This window comes from Joostella sp. (assembly GCF_048266025.1).
GTDB classification, from domain to species: domain Bacteria; phylum Bacteroidota; class Bacteroidia; order Flavobacteriales; family Flavobacteriaceae; genus Galbibacter; species Galbibacter atrarenae.
Genome location: NZ_JBLXAF010000001.1, coordinates 890,807 through 909,685, shown reverse-complemented (window position 1 = coordinate 909,685; position 18,879 = coordinate 890,807). Strand labels below are relative to the sequence as shown.

The 18,879-nt window shown below is 33.7% G+C and carries 14 protein-coding genes; 8 read left to right on the top strand and 6 right to left on the bottom strand.

Going from position 1 to position 18,879, the window contains the following annotated elements; all coding sequences use genetic code 11:
- Positions 1 to 83: 83 nt before the first annotated feature.
- From ACN0TY_RS03875 to ACN0TY_RS03865, 3 genes are all read left to right on the top strand, one after another.
- Positions 84 to 1,877, top strand: coding sequence for a chloride channel protein (locus ACN0TY_RS03875; RefSeq protein WP_236957737.1), 1,794 nt, complete (start codon positions 84 to 86; stop codon positions 1,875 to 1,877).
- A gap of 115 nt (positions 1,878 to 1,992) precedes the next feature.
- Positions 1,993 to 2,247 carry a hypothetical protein gene (locus tag ACN0TY_RS03870; protein WP_236957736.1) on the top strand — a complete coding sequence of 85 codons (255 nt, stop codon included), beginning with the start codon at positions 1,993 to 1,995 and terminating at the stop codon, positions 2,245 to 2,247.
- Positions 2,248 to 2,331: 84 nt separating this feature from the next.
- On the top strand, positions 2,332 to 2,526 hold the full coding sequence (locus ACN0TY_RS03865; protein ID WP_008611726.1) for a cold-shock protein: 195 nt from the start codon (positions 2,332 to 2,334) through the stop codon (positions 2,524 to 2,526).
- Between the two features lie 294 nt (positions 2,527 to 2,820).
- Here ACN0TY_RS03865 and ACN0TY_RS03860 read toward each other — a convergent pair whose 3' ends face one another.
- Positions 2,821 to 3,270: a nucleoside deaminase gene (locus ACN0TY_RS03860; RefSeq protein ID WP_417443426.1), complete on the bottom strand. Its 450-nt coding sequence runs from the start codon at positions 3,268 to 3,270 to the stop codon at positions 2,821 to 2,823.
- A gap of 103 nt (positions 3,271 to 3,373) precedes the next feature.
- Here ACN0TY_RS03860 and ACN0TY_RS03855 point away from each other — a divergent pair, with 103 nt between their 5' ends.
- The 3 genes from ACN0TY_RS03855 (at position 3,374) to ACN0TY_RS03845 (ending at position 8,025) form a co-directional block, all read left to right on the top strand.
- Positions 3,374 to 5,089 (top strand): FAD/NAD(P)-binding protein, encoded by a 1,716-nt coding sequence (locus ACN0TY_RS03855; RefSeq protein ID WP_417443425.1) that lies wholly within the window; start codon positions 3,374 to 3,376, stop codon positions 5,087 to 5,089.
- Between the two features lie 87 nt (positions 5,090 to 5,176).
- Complete coding sequence (gene dxs / locus ACN0TY_RS03850; protein ID WP_417443424.1) at positions 5,177 to 6,946, top strand: 1-deoxy-D-xylulose-5-phosphate synthase; 1,770 nt, start codon at positions 5,177 to 5,179, stop codon at positions 6,944 to 6,946.
- 53 nt (positions 6,947 to 6,999) lie between these two features.
- The gene (locus ACN0TY_RS03845; RefSeq protein WP_417443423.1) at positions 7,000 to 8,025 is read left to right on the top strand and encodes a DUF3078 domain-containing protein; all 1,026 of its coding nucleotides are present in this window, start codon (positions 7,000 to 7,002) and stop codon (positions 8,023 to 8,025) included.
- A gap of 98 nt (positions 8,026 to 8,123) precedes the next feature.
- On the opposite strand, the gene ACN0TY_RS03840 is transcribed toward ACN0TY_RS03845, so the two are convergent.
- Entirely contained in the window at positions 8,124 to 9,464 is a 1,341-nt protein-coding gene (locus tag ACN0TY_RS03840; protein WP_417443422.1) for a deoxyguanosinetriphosphate triphosphohydrolase, read from the bottom strand.
- 404 nt (positions 9,465 to 9,868) lie between these two features.
- Here ACN0TY_RS03840 and ACN0TY_RS03835 point away from each other — a divergent pair, with 404 nt between their 5' ends.
- Positions 9,869 to 11,071 (top strand): porin, encoded by a 1,203-nt coding sequence (locus ACN0TY_RS03835; RefSeq protein WP_417443421.1) that lies wholly within the window; start codon positions 9,869 to 9,871, stop codon positions 11,069 to 11,071.
- A 134-nt stretch (positions 11,072 to 11,205) separates the two neighbouring features.
- Positions 11,206 to 13,485, top strand: coding sequence for an inorganic phosphate transporter (locus tag ACN0TY_RS03830; protein ID WP_417443420.1), 2,280 nt, complete (start codon positions 11,206 to 11,208; stop codon positions 13,483 to 13,485).
- 76 nt (positions 13,486 to 13,561) lie between these two features.
- On the opposite strand, the gene ACN0TY_RS03825 is transcribed toward ACN0TY_RS03830, so the two are convergent.
- The 4 genes from ACN0TY_RS03825 to ACN0TY_RS03810 form a co-directional block, all read right to left on the bottom strand.
- Positions 13,562 to 14,188 (bottom strand): SDR family oxidoreductase, encoded by a 627-nt coding sequence (locus ACN0TY_RS03825; protein ID WP_417443419.1) that lies wholly within the window; start codon positions 14,186 to 14,188, stop codon positions 13,562 to 13,564.
- A 145-nt stretch (positions 14,189 to 14,333) separates the two neighbouring features.
- Positions 14,334 to 16,763 carry a ribonucleoside-diphosphate reductase subunit alpha gene (locus ACN0TY_RS03820; RefSeq protein WP_417443418.1) on the bottom strand — a complete coding sequence of 810 codons (2,430 nt, stop codon included), beginning with the start codon at positions 16,761 to 16,763 and terminating at the stop codon, positions 14,334 to 14,336.
- A gap of 116 nt (positions 16,764 to 16,879) precedes the next feature.
- Entirely contained in the window at positions 16,880 to 17,860 is a 981-nt protein-coding gene (locus tag ACN0TY_RS03815; protein WP_417443417.1) for a ribonucleotide-diphosphate reductase subunit beta, read from the bottom strand.
- Positions 17,861 to 18,239: 379 nt separating this feature from the next.
- Positions 18,240 to 18,809, bottom strand: coding sequence for a DUF3109 family protein (locus ACN0TY_RS03810; RefSeq protein WP_417443416.1), 570 nt, complete (start codon positions 18,807 to 18,809; stop codon positions 18,240 to 18,242).
- Positions 18,810 to 18,879 lie beyond the last annotated feature (70 nt).

Genomic DNA, 18,879 nt, shown 5'->3' with positions numbered 1-18,879 from the left:
TTAGATTATCTTTAGTATAAACGGAGGAACTAACCGAAAATCGACATCTTTAAAAAATGTCGCAAAATTAAATATTATGGGTGATGCCACAGTCTAAAAAAAACTTATTTACCCGCATATTAATATGGCGTGCTAAACATATTTCTGAGCAACAGTTTATTTACATCTTAAGTATTCTCGTCGGATTTACTTCTGGAGTTGGTGCAGTAGTTCTTAAAAATCTAACGCATTTTATACAACTTCTGTTGGAAGGGAAACTTATTCAACAATATCACCATGCCTTTTACTTTGTATATCCTCTTATAGGTTTAACACTTACGTTTCTTATTATGAAATATGTAATAAGACATCGAGTAAGTCATGGAATCCCTTCAACGCTTTTTGCTATTTCTAAGCGAAAAGGGATTATGAGAAGGTTTCAAATGATAGGAAGTATTCTCACTGCACCATTTACAGTAGGTTTTGGAGGATCTGTTGGACTAGAAGGTCCTACCGTTGCTACAGGTGCAGCTATTAGTTCTAATATCGCTAGGCTTTTTCATATGAATCAAGCCAACAGAACTTTATTAATAGGTGCTGCAGCTGCAGGTGCAATGTCATCTATCTTTAAAGCTCCTATTGCTGCTATTATTTTTGCCATTGAAGTATTTAGCCTTGATCTAACTTTAGCTTCACTATTGCCTTTATTACTAGCTTCACTTTCTGGAGTAATCACCTCCTATTTTTTCTTTGGAAGTGATATTTTACTCCCTTTTAAACTTGAAGATAGCTTTGTACTTAATGATGTTCCTTTCTTTATATTACTAGGAGTTGTTGCTGGTTTTACATCTATATATTTTACTAAAGTATATGCTAAAATCCACGATTTTTTCGAAAAGATAGATTCCCCCGTCAAGAGATTGATTATTGGTGGTGTCGCCATCGGAATAATTGTTTTCTTTATACCACCACTTTATGGAGAGGGTTATGAAGTTATAAATCATTTAGTACAAGGAAACCCTAAAGCAGCGTTAGAAAGCAACTTTTTCAACATAGATCTAGACAATGTTTGGGTCGTTGTAGCTTTATTAACTGGACTCATATTATTCAAAATTGTAGCGAGTGCTATAACTTTTGGTGCAGGTGGAGTTGGAGGTATTTTTGCTCCTACCCTTTTTATGGGGAGTATTATGGGTAACTGCCTTGCTAAAATTTTAAACAATATCGGCTTTTTAAATAGTCCTATTTCAGAAAGCAACTTTACATTAGTAGGAATGACAGGGCTTATGGCTGGAGTTTTACACGCTCCCCTTACGGCAATTTTCCTTATTGCAGAACTCACAGGAGGCTATGAACTATTTGTACCCTTAATGATTACTGCCACCATATCTTTTGCCATCACCAAGTATTTTATCCCACATTCGGTATATACGATGGAGCTTGCTAGAAAAGGTGAACTTATTACGCACGATAAAGACCAAGCCGTTCTTACATTAATGGATATAAGAACAGTAATAGAAACTAATTTTGTTCCATTATATCCAGACATGAATTTAGGAGATATTGTTCACAATGCAGTAGTGAAATCTAATAGAAATATCTTCCCTGTACTAAATAGGGAGACGAATTATTTAGAAGGAGTTATTTTATTAGATGACATCCGTTCAATAATGTTCGATCAGAATCTATATGAAGAAATAACTGCTTCCGATGTAATGCAAAATCCACCAGCAGTTATCAAGATGCAAACAGATAATATGACACGTGTTATGCAGAAATTCCAAGATAGCGGCGCATGGAATCTTCCAGTATTAAAAGATGGAAAATACTATGGCTTTGTATCAAAATCAAAATTACTAACTGCATACAGAAGAAAATTAATAACTTTCACCAAATAATTATATAAAAAGGTTTTTATTGCTGAAGGGAATACGTTTACAATTGCATGTTTAAACATCCCAAAAGTCATATTTCAAAACAATAATAAATTATAAAACATATTTTCTGAATCTTATGAAAAGAGTTGTACAGATATTATTTATTGCAATCCTAATCGCATTTATAGTGGGATATTATTATAAATGGCAAGACAATGACTTAATTGGAGACAGAATTATAGGAATTGGCGTCTTATCATTCTCATTTTTACTGATTCCGTTGTTTCTATTCTCGAGATCCAAGGATAAAAAGATAACAGATTACATGTTAACCAAGGATAATATTGATAAAATGAACGACAAAAAGCCCGAAAACACTGAAAATCAATAATTTTTAAAATAAAAGTGACATATTTTATTTGTCCTTACAATTTAATTGGTACATTTGGTACTTTAATTTTTATTACAATTTATAATGACTGGTACAGTAAAATTTTTCAATGAATCAAAAGGTTACGGATTCATTACCAACGACGAAACAGGTAAAGACATTTTTGTTCACGTAACTGAACTTAAAGGTGTTGAGCTAAACGAAGGTGACAAAGTAGAATACGAAGAAGAAGAAGGAAGAAAAGGTATGGTTGCTGCACACGTGCAAGTAATCGGCTAAAGATATTTTATTTTTGTAGAATTAGAGTCGTCCTAAAGGGCGACTTTTTTTGTTTTAGTGTTTTCTTATTCTTAAATTCATTAAAAATTGAATATGAAATCTACACTCTTTATCATAGGACTTCTTTGCACACTAGCCGGCTTAATAGCGCTATTTGTTTTTACGCTAAAAATAGTAGCTTATGTGTTACTAGCCATCGGTTTTATAATAGGCCTTATCTATTTAACTTACAGATATAAAACTAAAGATTAGCTTTACAAGCTTTTCCCTTAAGGATTTATATAACAAATAGTATTAGTTAAGATTCCTCTTTTCGATAAAGAAACGCTTCATTAAGATTGCTGCTTCTTCCTCCAGAATTCCAGAAACTACCTGTGTTTTAGGATGCAATTTTGTTTGCATAGCATTATATCCACGTTGTTGATCTGTAGCTCCATAAACAATCTTAGAAATCTGACTCCAATACAAAGCTCCAGCACACATTTGGCAAGGCTCCAGCGTAACATACAATGTACAACCTGACAAGTATTTTCCTCCTAGAAAATTTGAAGCCGCAGTAATTGCCTGCATTTCGGCATGCGCAGTAACATCGGTTAATGTTTCAGTTAAATTATGAGCACGTGCAATAATCCTGTTTTCTACAACCACAATTGCCCCTACAGGAATTTCCCCTTTTTCGTAAGCTATTTCTGCTTCTTGAAGGGCTTTTTTCATAAAATAAGAATCGTCAAAAGGATCTATCATAAAACAAAGATACGATTCGAAATGAAAAGTGTTATCATTCAAAAACAGAGAAATATCAATAAATACCCTACATTAGTAAACGATTCTTTTGCATACTATAGAAATGAAAAAAATTGCGATTATTGGTGTTGGTCCGCGGGGCTTGTCTGCGTTAGAAAGTTTTATAAAACATTTAAGCAATCAAAATAAAAAAGCAGCAATTACTCTATTTGAAACTGCTGAAAATCCTGGAGCTGGAGAAATATGGAATATAGATCAACCAAATACTAATTGGCTAAATATATCCGAAAGAGACCTAAAAGAGCTTCCTAACAGGCCTAAAATAAAATATGATAACATCATTTTGCCTGAATTTGAAACCTACCATAAATGGGCTTGTGTAAACTTAGACACTAAAACTCCTGATGTATTTCCTGCTAGAAATAAGATTGGTAGCTATTTTAAAGAACGTTTCAGCTCGTTAGCAGTTCCTTTAATAGCGGTGAAAAAAATCGAATTACAAAAAACGAAAATCATCAACGTTTCTAAAAACAAAAATTATTTTACCTTAACAGATCAATCCTTAAACAAATATCAGTTTGATGAAGTTCTACTCACAATTGGTCATCAACCTACGGAAGACTCAGATCAACTCAAAAAGTGGACTCATTATTCTAAGGAAGAGCCTTCTGTTTTACTTGTAAAGGATGCCTATCCTATAAAGAAATACCTAAATTCAAAATTAATCTCTTCAGAAAATAATATTGCAATTAGAGGTATGGGCTTATCCATGATTGATATTTTAAGAGCTTTAACAATACAAAAAGGAGGACATTTCGAAATTATCAATCCGTCGACATATCAATCTATTTTTAAAAGTGGTAAGAATACTCCAAAAAAAATAATCCCTTTTTCATTAGATGGAAAACTAGCTGTACCAAAACCGCTAAACATAAACATTGATAATCTATTTAAACCTTCAGAAGAAGAATTTAAAGAATTTTCTAAGTCACTAATCGAAGTTACTTCAGGAAATGTAGAAGCAAAAGACACTCATTTTTTTAAAAATGCTATTGCTAAAATTTCTAGTGGTATTTTCATAAAACTCCCTTCAAAAGTAAAAACAGATAATTATAGCATTGAGCAAATACATGATACAATAATAAATTGGCTTACGGATGAAGATTTCCAGCATCCCCTTTTAGCAAAGAATAAAAAAGATCCAAAAAAAACCATACAAAGCTATATTAATATGGCAATAAATATAGCGCCAATGTCTTTAGATTATTGCGTTGGGCAAGTATGGAGACATTGCCATTCGGTTATGTATAATGCATTTTCTCATGCTAAAATAGAGGAAGATGTTTTATATCTAGCTATAGCTCTTTATGACCGCATGAAAAGATATTCTTATGGCCCACCAGTGGAAAGTATGCAGCAAATAATAGCACTTATTAACGCAGATATCTTAGTATTAGATTACATAAACAATCCAGAAATAAAATTATCATCAGAAGGATGGATCCTTTCTAAGCATGAAAAATCGATAACTGCTAGAGTTATGATCAATAGCGTTCTAAATTCGCCAAAACTGTTAAAAGTTAATTCACCAATAATAAAAGGACTATTGTCTGATGAATTAATTAGTCCTTTTCATAGTAAATTGGGAATCGAAACTGATAAAAATGCGAGTGTAATAACTGAAGAAGATAAAAAAATAAAATCATTAGCTGTGCTAGGAAGACTCGCTAAAGGGAGCGTTTTGGGAGTTGACTCAATTTCGGCTTGCTTTGGAGAAAGAGTTGAAAAGTGGGCAGAAGAAACAGCTAAAAGACTCTGAATTTGGTTTCTAACATCCATTTTTAATAAAAACATCACTTCCAATAAATAATGTACAATAACGACACATAGTTTGTACTTTTGCACTATGGATTATGCATTTTTAGATACGATAACACTCCCTGAAGATCTTCGGAAATTAAAAAGAGAAGACCTTCCTACCGTTGCTAAGGAGCTGCGAGATTATATTATAGATATTGTCTCTACAAAAGAAGGGCATTTGGGAGCCAGTTTAGGTGTTGTAGAACTAACTATTGCCATCCATTACATTTTCAACACTCCCACAGATCAATTGGTTTGGGATGTTGGACATCAAGCATATGGACATAAGATATTAACAGGAAGAAAATCGGTTTTCCATACCAATCGTCAACTAAATGGAATTAGTGGTTTCCCAAAGAGAGAAGAAAGTATTTATGACACTTTTGGTGTTGGACATAGCTCTACTTCTATTTCTGCAGCCTTAGGGATGGCGATCGCTTCTAATCTAAAAGGAGAAGAAGAAAAACAACATATAGCAGTTATCGGAGATGCTTCCATAGCAAGCGGGATGGCTTTTGAAGCACTTAATCATGCTGGTGTGAGTGACGCTAACTTACTGATTATTCTAAATGACAATGCTATTGGAATCGACCCTAGTGTAGGTGCTCTAAAAGAATATCTTACCAATGTAAAAACAGACAGGCAGCTTGCTAAAACTAACATAATAAAAGCGCTTAATTTCGATTATCGAGGTCCGATAGACGGTCATAATATACCTCGTTTATTAAAAGAACTGGAACGCTTAAAAAACATGAGCGGGCCGAAGTTTTTACATGTAATTACCACCAAAGGAAAAGGATTAAAGCAGGCTGAAGAAGATCAAGTAAAATACCATGCTCCAGGGAAATTTGATAAGAATACTGGAGAACTCATCATAAAACCTAACAAAATTACACCTCCAAAATATCAAGACGTATTTGGAGCCACAATAATAGAATTAGCAGAACAAAACGATAAGATTGTTGGTATTACTCCAGCTATGCCAACTGGAAGCTCCTTAAAATATATGATGGAAAAGTTCCCTGATCGTGCTTTTGATGTTGGTATTGCAGAGCAGCATGCTGTTACTCTTGCCGCAGGAATGGCCACACAAGGCATGATTCCTTTTTGCAATATCTATTCTACTTTTATACAGCGAGCTTACGATCAAGTGGTTCACGATGTAGCCATCCAAAAGCTTCCTGTAATATTTTGTCTGGATCGATCCGGACTAGTGGGAGAAGATGGTGCTACACATCATGGAGTATTTGATATTGCCTTTTTAAGATGCATTCCTAACCTTATAATTTTTGCTCCTAGAAATGAAATCGAACTCCGAAATATAATGTATACCGCACAACTAGGATTAAATCTTCCTATTGCAATTCGTTATCCGCGAGGAAGAGGTGTAACTATTGATTGGAGGCAGCCTTTTACCGAAATTGAAATAGGAAAAGGGCAGTTACTAAAAAAAGGAAGTGAAATTGCCGTTATAAGTATTGGCAATATGTCTCAAAATGTTTCTGAAGCAATAGACAGCTTAGATACAGATAAAATTTCTCATTACGACTTAAGATTTGTAGCTCCTTTAGATGAAGAAATGCTACACGATATATTTTCAAAATACGCAACTATCTTCACTGTAGAAGATGGGGTTATAGATGGAGGAATGGGGAGCGCTATATCAGAATTTGCAGTTAAGCATCAATATTCCAACAGAATAGTAATTTTAGGTGTTCCTAAACAATTTATAGAACAGGGAAGCGTTGAAGAATTACAGGAAATTATAGGTATCAATTCAAAAAGTATAGCCCAAAAGCTTAATAAATTTTTATAAGACATCTTTTTTCACCATTTTTGTTAATCCTAACTAATACTCTGACCTTAACAATGAGAATTTCTCTTACTATCTTCTTTTTCATGTTCTTAGCGTTAGCGCAAGCTCAAGATGATGATCAGCAAGTGTACACTAATGAGAAAACAAAAGAAGTTTTTATTATCTCTGGAAGAGATACCATCAACCTCACAAAAATCATTAAAGAATATAAACCTTTACCCCCTCGTTGGTCACGTGTCAATAAGGTTGGGATGAACATTAGTGAAATTGCATTTGTAAACTGGAATGCTGGGGGAAATAACTCCATAAGCGGATTGGGAAATGCTAAGTTTGAAAGAAACTATAAGCACAAAAAAGTACAGTGGAATAACGAAATGATAATGCGTTATGGTCTTAACGTACAAGAAGGTCAAAAAATTAGAAAAACGGAGGATGCATTTGCTATAAATTCTACTTTAGGTTTTAAAATGGAAGATCTATCTAATTGGTATTTCTCTGCTAAAGCCAATTTCAATACTCAGTTTACAAATGGTTACAAATATCCGGATACAGACACCCCTATTTCAGGTTTTATGGCTCCAGGGTATTTCTTATTTGGTTTTGGTAGTGAATACTCTCCAGAAGACAAAGATTTTGAATTATACGTTTCTCCTATCACTCAAAAATCTACGTTTGTTTTAGATCAAGATTTGGCAGATCAAGGTGCTTTCGGTGTAGATAAAGCTGTTTACGATGCAAATGGAGTGAAGATTAAAGATGGTAAACAAGTAGTAACAGAACTCGGTTTTTTAATCACAAATTCATATCAAACTAAGATCTATAAAAACATGTTTCTTTCAAATAGACTAACGTTGTATACCGATTATCTAAACAGTTTTGGAAATGTGGATATTAACTGGTTATTAGATGTAGAACTTAAGGTAAATGACTATGTGGTTGCAAATATTGGAACCCAAGTTATTTATGATAACGATGTTAAGTTTGAAGAATATGAAGCGCCATCCGGAGAAAAAATAACATATGGTCCTAGAATTCAGTTTAAGCAAGCTTTAGGAGTGGGGGTTATTTACAATTTTTAATTCCCTTGCACTATTCAGAACATCTATTTTAAGACCTAAAAAAAGGCTCCAACTTAAAAATGGAACCTTTTATAATATCGCTTCAGTAGTTTATTACGCTATACTAAACTTCCGTTTATTTTATTGAATATCATCAATGCGTTTCCATCGGTAAGACCTGCCACAAACTGCGCTACAGATAATAATGAAAGGTAACCTCCAGACATTACTTTATACTTTTCTGGAAGAATATTTAAAATTAATTTATCATAATTTGTAGCAGTTCCATCACTAGTTCTCATTACAGCTCCGCAAAAAACATCTAAAAGTTGATTAATTATCTTATAACCTACTATTTCCTTCTGAATAACTTCATTACTACGATAAATATTCTGAATACTTAAGCTAATAATATCTTCAATCTGCGCTTTGTACTTTGATTTTTCAAGCAATGACACATGAAAATCCCCATTCAAAATAGCCTCTTCATTTTCAATAAAAATTCGTGCTGCATCTGCTATTAATGTACTTATTGATAGCGCTCGTAAATAACCTAATCGATCTTCTTTGGTTGTTAAAGAATGGTATTTATCCGTATTAATAGAGTCCTTTACTAATTTGATAAGATACTCTAAGGCATATTTCTCTTGAATCAAACCAAGATTAATTCCGTCTTCAAAATCTATAATAGTATAACAAATATCATCTGCAGCTTCAACTAAAAAAGTCAATGGATGACGCGCGTAAGAAAAATCTTCTCCTATTCTCGTTTCAATCAAGCCTAACTCTTTAGCTACATCATAAAAAACTTCTTTTTCAGATTGAAAAAAACCAAACTTCTTATCTGCAATTTTACTTGTAGGCTTTTTGGGACGCGATTGCTTTGGATATTTCATAAAAGCTCCAAGAGTAGCGTAGCTTAATCGTAAACCACCAATAATACCTTCTCGGCTTTCAGTCAAAATTTTAAATCCATTTGCATTCCCTTCAAAATCTATTAAATCTTGGTATTCTTTATCCGTTAATTGAGATTTATAATTTAATCCATTTCCATTTTTAAAGTACTCTCCTATTGCTTTCTCTCCACTATGTCCAAAAGGAGGATTTCCAATATCATGAGACAACGCAGCAGCAGCAACAATGGCACCAAAATCATTAAATTTGTAACCATGAACTTCAGATAAATAAGGATGTTTTTCTAAAATAGCTTTCCCCACGGTTCTTCCCAAACTCCTTCCAACAACAGAAACTTCTAAGCTGTGAGTTAATCGTGTATGTACAAAATCGGTTTTTGATAAAGGGATTACTTGAGTTTTATCTTGTAGGCTTCTAAAGGCAGAAGAAAATATAATTCGGTCATAATCAACTTCAAACCCTAATCGAGTTTCATTCTCTTCTTTACGAAGTCTTTTGTGTGTATCGTTTGCTCTTTTAAGCGACAATAATTCTTCCCAATTCATACTATAAATTTAGGATTGCAAGATACATTACAGATTCCTTAAAAAGGAACATTGTGTAAATTTATAATAGCATATTAGGCAAATTACTTGTTGCAAATAATCTGCAATAAAGACATCTATAAAAATAGAATGCAACCATATCAATGCCCAACTTCAAAAGAAAAATTAATACTAACTTAATTATTTGTTTACATATAACTGAAGTTAAAACTAGATTTTTGCTGCTTCATTTAATTATATGATATTTCATTAACACTTAGTTTTTGTCGACTTCGTTATAGAAATATGAGGGCTGCCAAAAGGCAGCCTTTTTTTTCGTATATTATTCTTAATTAAATAATATACAGGAAACAATTTCTTAACATTACAATCTGTTCTTTGCAGCGACAAAAACTAAGAAATAAATGAAGTATTTATTAACAGTATTTATGCTGTTTAGCTTCTTCTGCATGCGTATAAATGCTCAAGAAGTTAAGGCACCTCGTTTTGGCAAGGGAATTTTAAATATTGTCGGGAAAGACAGCACTTGGAGTATGAAGTTTGGTACCAGAATGCAATTACTTGGAAGTGCAATATGGAGTGAAGAAGATGGTAATATAGGCGATGCTAACACCAACTTCTTAATCCGTAGAGCACGTTTAAAATTCGATGGTTTTATTCTCGATGAAAAGTTGACTTATAAAATAGAAATTGGATTATCCAACAGAGATATTTCTGGAGCTTCAAAATATACAAACAACACCCCAAGATATATTTATGATGCATTAGTGAAATGGAATTTTTACAAAAATTTCAGCTTGTGGGTAGGACAAACCAAATTACCTGGAAATGTGGAGCGTGTAACTTCTTCAGGAAACTTACAATTTGTAGATCGTTCTTTACTAAATGCTGAATTTAACATCGACAGAGATATAGGAGCACAAATAAGACATCATTTCAATATCACCCCAAAATTTTTAATCAGAGATATATTTGCTTTTTCTCAAGGAGAAGGGAGAAATGTAACTGTAGGAAACAAAGGAGGATACCAATACACGGGAAGAATAGAATTGCTTCCATTTGGAGCTTTTAAAGGCAACAATGAATATCAAGGAAGCGCATTAAATCGTGAAGAAGTACCCAAACTAATGATTGCAGCCTCGTACGATTTTAATGATGATGCCATAAAAACGAGGAGCAATATGGGGAGCTTTATGGAAAATGATATAGGAGAGTACCAAACGGATATTTCCACATTATTTATAGATGCCGTGTTTAAATATAAAGGCCTTTCTTTTCTAGGAGAATATGCAGATCGAAATGCTGACGATCCCATAGCTAAGAATTCTGACGGAACTGCAACTGGAGACATTGTACAGGTTGGGAATGCTGTAAACTTACAAGCTGGTTATCTATTTAAAAATAATTGGGAAGTAAGTACTCGTTACACAAACATAGATTTGGACAGATCTTTAACTTTAAAAAGCACACAAAACCAATACACATTAGGAGTTTCAAAATATATTGTAGGTCATAAATTAAAAGTTCAAACAGATTTTAGCTATTTATCAGTATACGAAAACACAAATCAATTAATGGCAAGGTTGCAGTTAGAAGTACATTTTTAAAAAAATACCAAAAAAGGTAAAAAGATATAGTAATAACCCGAATAAAATATTGATTTTTGAAGCTTGAAAAGCTTTACGGGCAAAAAACTGAATAGTAAGTAGTTATATAAAACAGAATAATTATATTTGATATTATGGATAATATTTATTTGTTAATGATTGTAGCTTTAGCGATTCTAGCTATCGCCGATCTAATTGTCGGAGTTAGTAACGACGCCGTTAACTTTCTTAACTCCGCGATAGGCTCTAAGGCAATATCCTTTAAATCTATCATGATTATTGCCAGCTTAGGTATCTTTATCGGAGCTGTTTTTTCTAGTGGAATGATGGAGGTTGCCCGAAAAGGAATTTTTATCCCCAAGGAATTTATGTTTAATGAGATCATGATCATTTTCATGGCTGTTATGATAACAGATATTCTTCTGTTAGACTTCTTCAACACTCTAGGAATGCCAACCTCAACAACTGTTTCCATAGTTTTCGAATTATTAGGAGCCGCTGTAGCTGTTGCACTTATAAAAATTGGAGCGTCAGACAGCGAAACAGTAGCTGATCTTTCTAAATACATCAATTCTGACCAAGCACTGGTCATTATCTCTGGAATTTTACTTTCCGTAGTAATTGCTTTTACCGTAGGAGCCATCGTACAATTTATATCGAGACTTATATTTTCTTTTCATTATGAGAAAAGAATGAAAAATTTCGGAGCTTTATTTGGAGGTTTCGCTCTGACAGGAATTACCTATTTCATTTTCATGAAAGGTCTTAAAGGAACTCCTTATTACGACAACATAAAAGGTGTTACAGAAGGAAATGAATTATTAGTACTAATCGGAAGCTTTATATTTTGGTCTTTATTTTCTTTCTTATACATGCGTGTTTTTAAGAAGAATATTTTAGTCCTTGTTATTGTAATGGGAACTTTCGGATTGGCTTTAGCTTTCTCTGGAAATGACCTTGTAAACTTCATTGGTGTTCCAATGGCTGCATACCACTCATACGAAGCATGGGCTGGATCTGGAGTTGCTCCCGATCAATTTGCAATGGGATCGCTAGCTGAAAAAGTACCTACAGAGCCTCTATTACTTTTTATAGCAGGTGGTGTTATGGTATTAACATTATGGTTCTCTAAAAAGGCTAGATCTGTTGCTGAAACAGAAATAGGACTATCAAGACAAGATGAAGGGAAAGAGAAATTTCAGCCTAACTTATTATCAAGATGGATTGTTAGAGCTTCTACAAAAGCTAGCCAAGGAATAAACTTAGTTTTACCTAAAGAAACACAGAGAAAAATAAACGCACAGTTTGAAAAACCTGTAATTTCTGCAGATAAGAAAAATGACCCAGAATTACCTGCTTTCGATCTTATTAGAGCAGCTGTAAACTTAATGATTGCTGGGATTCTTATTTCTGTAGCAACTTCAATGAAACTACCATTATCTACAACATATGTAACCTTTATGGTAGCAATGGGTACTTCTTTAGCAGATAGAGCTTGGGGAAGAGACAGTGCTGTATATCGTGTAGCAGGGGTATTTAATGTTATTGGAGGTTGGTTCTTTACTGCATTTTCTGCATTTATCGCAGCAGCAGTAATGGCATACCTAATCTATATTGGAGGACCAGCAGCAATCGCTATTCTTTTATTCTTTGCTATTATTTTATTAGTTAGAAACTACTTAAACTACAAAAAGAAATCTAGCGGAATAAAAGAAGAAGACAGTCTTAACAGAGCAGAAAGCAGCTCTATTCAAGGTGTTATCGAAGAAAGTGCAGATAATATAGCTGCTGTGGCGAACAGAGCTTCAAAAATTTATACTGACGCTATTACTGGACTTTCTAAAGAAGACTTAAAACAACTTAAGAAGTCTAAGAAAGGTAATGATAAACTTACTTCAGAGATTGATGAACTTCAAGAAAGTGTATTCTATTTTATAAAGAATTTAGATGAATCTAGTGTTGGAGCTAGCCATTTCTATATAAATGTGTTAGGATATCTTCAAGATATGGCTCAATCATTAGAATATATTGGTAAATCATCATACAAACACGTTAATAACAATCATAAGAAACTAAAATTCAATCAAACGCGAGAATTATTAGAACTTCAGAATGATATTCAATCATTATTCAAGAATATTAAGAAGAGTTTTGATGCGCGTGCTTTTGAAGATATAAGTACAATTATCAAAGAGAAGCAAGGACTTTTAGAAAGTGTAAGTAAGAAGATTGAAAAACAAATTTCAAGAACTCGTACTGAAGAATCAAGTCCGAAAAACACATCTCTTTACTTTAGCTTATTAACTGAAACAAAAGATCTTGTGGTAGCTACTATGAATCTTTTAGAAATGTACAACGATCAATATGATAGCTCTGTACCAAAAGCAGAGATTACTGTTGATGAAGATAAATAATAAACATTATCAATAAATAAAGTGGGACATTGCGATACACAATGTCCCTCTTTTGTTTATATCTTACAATAGAAAGTTACACTTTATCAATGGCTTCTGCTATTAAAGTATCACCTTCTAAGATTTCAAATACTGCATTGTTCGCAGCGTCATCATGTAATACCCTAACTAAAGTTTGTGCAACATCTTCTCTACTGATATCACCTCTTTTATTAAGTTTTTCCTTTAGCTGAATCATTCCAACGCCAGCATCATTTTTTAAAGCTCCAGGACGAACAATTGTAAATTGCAATCCACTATCTTTTAAATGAAGATCTGCCTTTTGTTTAGCTATCAAATAATCTTTTAATTGATCTACAGATTCAGGATTATCTGCTCCCATAGAACTTAACATTACAAACTTTTTGATGTTTGCTACTTTAGAAACATCTATCAATCGTTTCGCTCCTTCTTGATCAACCTCTACAACCTTTTTACCACCCGAACCAGCGGCAAAAATAACTTTATCGATATCTTTTACCGTATGCGAAAGATCTTCTTCCAAATCGCCTAAAATGGTTTTTATATTCTTGTTCTCAAATTGCGATTGCTGATCTTTACTACGAACCATTGCAATGGGCGTGAAATATTGAGATTTATCTAAAAGATTTACTATTATTTTTCCTGTGGTACCGTTGGCACCTGCTACTAATACATTTTCCATAGCTATAAGATAGGCTATTGCATAAGCACCGACAAAATATTAAGATGGATTAACGTAAGTTTTACATTGCTTGTTAGAGTAATGCAAAAAGGGAAGCTGCAAAAAACAACTTCCCTTTTATATAATGTCAAAATTATTTATTTGATTAAGATCCGCACATTAAGCAATCGTCATCTTCACCATCTCTAGATTTAGCTAGCATCTCTTTTAACTCTTGTGGAGACAACGGCTCTACAGCTACTGGTGTTGAAGCTACAGCTTTAGCACCTACTTTAGCAGCTTCGGCAGGAACAACAGCAGACTTTTTAGTGTTATCTACTGTGAATTTAATGGCATCTACAGCAGACTTGGTTCTTAAATAATACATTCCTGTTTTAAGTCCACTTTTCCAAGCGTAGAAATGCATCGAAGTAAGTTTGGCGTAGTTTGCACCTTCCATAAATAAATTAAGCGATTGCGACTGATCGATAAAATACCCTCTGTGGCGAGACATATCGATAATATCTTTCATACTTAACTCCCAAACAGTTTTATAAAGCTCTCTAATATCTTCAGGAATTGTTTCTATATGCTGAATAGAACCATTAGCCCTCATAAGCTCTTGCTTCAACTCTTCTGTCCACAGACCTAAATCTACCAAGTCTTCTAATAAATGCTTATTAACTACAATAAATTCACCAGAAAGTACTCTTCGTGTATAAATATTAGAAGTGTACGGCTCGAAACACTCATTATTTCCAAGAATCTGAGAAGTTGAAGCTGTAGGCATTGGCGCCACTAAAAGTGAGTTTCTAACTCCATTCTTAAGTACTTCTTTTCTAAGTTTTCCCCAGTCCCAATTTCCAGAAAGTTCGTCATCATTAATTCCCCATAAATTGTGTTGGAAATCTCCTTTTGAAATTGGTGAACCTTCATATGTTTGGTAAGGCCCTTCTTCTTTTGCCATTTCCATAGAAGCAGTTACAGCTGCAAAATAAAGTGTTTCAAAAATATCTTGATTTAACTTTTTAGCTTCATCAGAAGTAAAAGGCATACGCAGTTTTATAAAAGTATCTGCCAATCCTTGTACTCCTAATCCAATTGGTCTGTGACGGAAATTAGAATTCTCAGCTTCTTTAACTGGATAGTAATTTCTATCAATTACACGGTTTAAGTTTCTTGTTACTCTTTTTGTTACCTTAAAAAGCTCTTTATGGTCAAATTCTTGTCCTTTTACAAACATTGGCAATGCAATAGACGCAAGGTTACAAACCGCAACCTCATCTGGAGAAGTATACTCCATAATTTCCGTACAAAGATTTGAAGAACGAATCGTCCCTAAATTCATTTGATTGGATTTTCTATTGGCAGCATCTTTATATAACATATATGGCGTTCCCGTTTCAATTTGAGACTCCAATACCTTCTCCCAAAGTTCACGCGCCTTGATTGTTTTTCTTCCCTTCCCTTCTTGTTCGTATTTTGTATATAAAGCTTCAAATTCTTCACTATGAACATCACAAAGACCCGGACATTCATTAGGACACATAAGCGTCCACTCGCCATTTTCTTCTACACGCTTCATGAATAAATCTGGCATCCACATTGCATAGAAAAGGTCTCGCGCTCTCATTTCTTCTTTCCCATGATTCTTTTTAAGATCTAAGAAATCAAAAATATCAGCATGCCAAGGTTCTATATAAATAGCAAACGATCCTTTACGTTTACCTCCTCCTTGATCCACATAGCGAGCTGTGTCATTAAAAACTTTCAACATAGGAACAATTCCATTCGAAGTTCCATTGGTTCCAGCAATATAACTTCCTGTAGCGCGGATATTATGAATAGATAGACCAATACCCCCAGCAGATTGTGATATTTTCGCTGTTTGCTTTAATGTATCGTAGATTCCATCAATACTATCTTCTTTCGTTGTGATTAAAAAACAAGAAGACATTTGTGGTTTTGGCGTTCCTGAGTTAAATAATGTAGGGGTAGCGTGTGTAAAATATTTTTTCGACATCAACTCATACGTCTCTAAAACACTGTCTAAATCATCTAAATGGATTCCTACAGAAACACGCATTAGCATATGTTGCGGGCGCTCCGCAATCTTTCCATTTAATTTCAATAGATAAGAGCGCTCCAATGTTTTAAATCCGAAGTAATCATATCCAAAATCACGATTATAGATAATCAAAGAATCTAGCTTGTCCGCATTTTTTTTGATTACATCATAAACTTCATCAGAAAGTAAAGGCGCTTTTTTTCCTGTACGGGGATTTACATACTCATAAAGATCGGTCATCGTTTCTGAAAACGATTTCTTAGTATTTTTATGAAGATTAGATACAGATATTCTAGCTGCCAAACGCGCATAATCTGGATGCGTTGTTGTCATTGTAGCGGCAATTTCTGCTGCTAAATTATCTAATTCTGAAGTTGTAACTCCGTCGTAAAGTCCTTCGATAACACGCATCGCGACTTTTACTGGATCTACTAACTCGTTTAGCCCATAGCAAAGTTTACGAACTCTTGCCGTAATCTTGTCGAACATAATAGGCTCACTTCTACCGTCTCTTTTAAGTACATACATACGCTACAATATTTAAAAATTAAAGGATAGTTATTCCTACTCAAGCCTCTACAAACTTGAGCTATATTAAAATAATCTTATGAATTTCGGAGTTCCCTCCTAATTATATTTTCTCTTTAGAAATCTGCGTCGAAGCTTATTTTCTGATCTTCATCATCTTTACTAAGCACACCCGCTTTTTGATATTCTGAAACTCGCTTCTCAAAGAAATTCGTTTTTCCTTGTAGGGAAATCATATCCATGAAATCAAATGGATTTGTAGAATTATAAATTTTCTCACATTCCATTTCCACTAAAAGTCTATCGGTAACAAACTCAAGATACTGGGTCATTAAAGTAGCATTCATTCCAATTAAACTCGCAGGAAGCGACTCGGTAATAAACTCTCTTTCGATATCTAATGCATCTACAATAATCTCCTTGATACGCTCTTTGCTTACTTTATTTTTTAAGTGTGTATTATGTAGGTGTACTGCAAAATCACAGTGCATCCCTTCATCACGAGAGATTAACTCATTAGAAAATGTTAATCCTGGCATTAGCCCACGTTTTTTCAACCAAAAGATAGAACAAAATGCTCCAGAAAAGAAAATCCCTTCCACCGCAGCAAAAGCAATTAATCGCTCTGCAAAACTTGGAGATTCAATCCATTTTAAAGCCCAATCTGCTTTCTTTTTAATAGCTGGAAAATTCTCTATCGCTTTAAAAAGTTGATTCTTTTCTTTTTCATTCTTAACATATGTATCAATTAATAACGAATAGGTTTCTGAATGAATATTCTCCATCATTATTTGAAAACCATAAAAGAATTTAGCTTCAGAATACTGCACTTCATTTACAAAGTTCTCAGCTAAATTTTCATTTACAATTCCATCTGATGCAGCAAAAAATGCTAAAATGTGTTTTATAAAATAACGCTCATCATCATTAAGTTTATCTTTCCAGTCTGATAAATCCTGATGTAAATCAATTTCTTCTGCAGTCCAAAAACAAGCCTCTTGCTTTTTATACCATTCCCAAATATCATGGTGCTGAATTGGAAAAATAACAAATCGGTCTTTATTTTCTTGTAAGATTGGTTCTACTTCTGCTGACATTTATTCTGATTTTTAGCGTTTTGAAATTTGAATTTTCTTGTGGCCGGGGACTAACAAAGATTGAAAAATGTCGGCTAAATTGAAAGGTTATTAACATACATAATTTTAAAAGTTTTTAACAAGAACTGTTGAAATGTATCTTAAGTACTGATAAACAGCGGACTGTTAAGCCATTGTTAATCAAAATGTTGAAAAGCAAGATATTCCATATAAAATAACGCTGAGAACTCATGTAATATCACGATGAAGAGCCATAAATAAGGTTGAAATTCATTTCAAAAAACAAAAACAACGCTAGCGGTTCAAAACAAAAAAAGTCTATGCAGATACAACTACATAGACTTTTATAAAATGAATTTTATCTTTTTAGGACTACAAATTAATGTCCTAGATCTTTAGCTACTACTTCTAATTCTTTATACCAATCTTCGCCAAATTTTTCTATAAGTGCATTTTTTACAAATTTATAGACAGGCACCTGAAGTTCTTTTCCTAACGAACATGCATCATCACAAATATGCCATTTATGATAATTTACAGCTGCAAACTCTTGGTATTGCTTTATTCTAACTGGATATAAGTAACAAGAAACTGGCTTTTTCCAAGACACTTCTCCCGCATTATAAGCCTGCTCGATTCCACAAAGAGCAGTTCCATTATCTGCAAAAGTAACATACGCACATTCACTACCGTTAACAAGTGGAGTTTCCCACTCACCATCTTCTCCCTTTACATACGTACCATTTTTCTCTATAGAAGCAATTCCCTCTTTCCGTAAAAATGGCTTTACTTTAGGATATATTTCTTCCAAAATACTAATTTCCTCATCTTCTACTGGAGCACCAGCCTCTCCATCTACACAACAAGCCCCCTTACAAGCCGACAGGTTGCATACAAAATCGTTCTCCAAAATTTCTTCGGACACTATGGTTTTTCCTATTTGAAACATGCTGCAAATATACCAATTTTGGCAAGCAGAAACTGTAAAAAAAATCTCTATTTTTTATTCGATTTAGAGG

What these genes read in the sequence shown, in the direction of transcription:
- ACN0TY_RS03835 (WP_417443421.1), top strand. Translation starts at nt 9,869, where the DNA reads ATGAAGTATTTATTAACAGTATTTATGCTGTTTAGCTTCTTCTGCATG.
- ACN0TY_RS03865 (WP_008611726.1), top strand. Translation starts at nt 2,332, where the DNA reads ATGACTGGTACAGTAAAATTTTTCAATGAATCAAAAGGTTACGGATTC.
- ACN0TY_RS03810 (WP_417443416.1), bottom strand. Translation starts at nt 18,809, where the DNA reads ATGTTTCAAATAGGAAAAACCATAGTGTCCGAAGAAATTTTGGAGAAC.
- ACN0TY_RS03820 (WP_417443418.1), bottom strand. Translation starts at nt 16,763, where the DNA reads ATGTATGTACTTAAAAGAGACGGTAGAAGTGAGCCTATTATGTTCGAC.
- ACN0TY_RS03825 (WP_417443419.1), bottom strand. Translation starts at nt 14,188, where the DNA reads ATGGAAAATGTATTAGTAGCAGGTGCCAACGGTACCACAGGAAAAATA.
- dxs (WP_417443424.1), top strand. Translation starts at nt 5,177, where the DNA reads ATGGATTATGCATTTTTAGATACGATAACACTCCCTGAAGATCTTCGG.
- ACN0TY_RS03855 (WP_417443425.1), top strand. Translation starts at nt 3,374, where the DNA reads ATGAAAAAAATTGCGATTATTGGTGTTGGTCCGCGGGGCTTGTCTGCG.
- ACN0TY_RS03815 (WP_417443417.1), bottom strand. Translation starts at nt 17,860, where the DNA reads ATGTCAGCAGAAGTAGAACCAATCTTACAAGAAAATAAAGACCGATTT.
- ACN0TY_RS03860 (WP_417443426.1), bottom strand. Translation starts at nt 3,270, where the DNA reads ATGATAGATCCTTTTGACGATTCTTATTTTATGAAAAAAGCCCTTCAA.
- ACN0TY_RS03875 (WP_236957737.1), top strand. Translation starts at nt 84, where the DNA reads ATGCCACAGTCTAAAAAAAACTTATTTACCCGCATATTAATATGGCGT.
- ACN0TY_RS03870 (WP_236957736.1), top strand. Translation starts at nt 1,993, where the DNA reads ATGAAAAGAGTTGTACAGATATTATTTATTGCAATCCTAATCGCATTT.
- ACN0TY_RS03830 (WP_417443420.1), top strand. Translation starts at nt 11,206, where the DNA reads ATGGATAATATTTATTTGTTAATGATTGTAGCTTTAGCGATTCTAGCT.
- ACN0TY_RS03840 (WP_417443422.1), bottom strand. Translation starts at nt 9,464, where the DNA reads ATGAATTGGGAAGAATTATTGTCGCTTAAAAGAGCAAACGATACACAC.
- ACN0TY_RS03845 (WP_417443423.1), top strand. Translation starts at nt 7,000, where the DNA reads ATGAGAATTTCTCTTACTATCTTCTTTTTCATGTTCTTAGCGTTAGCG.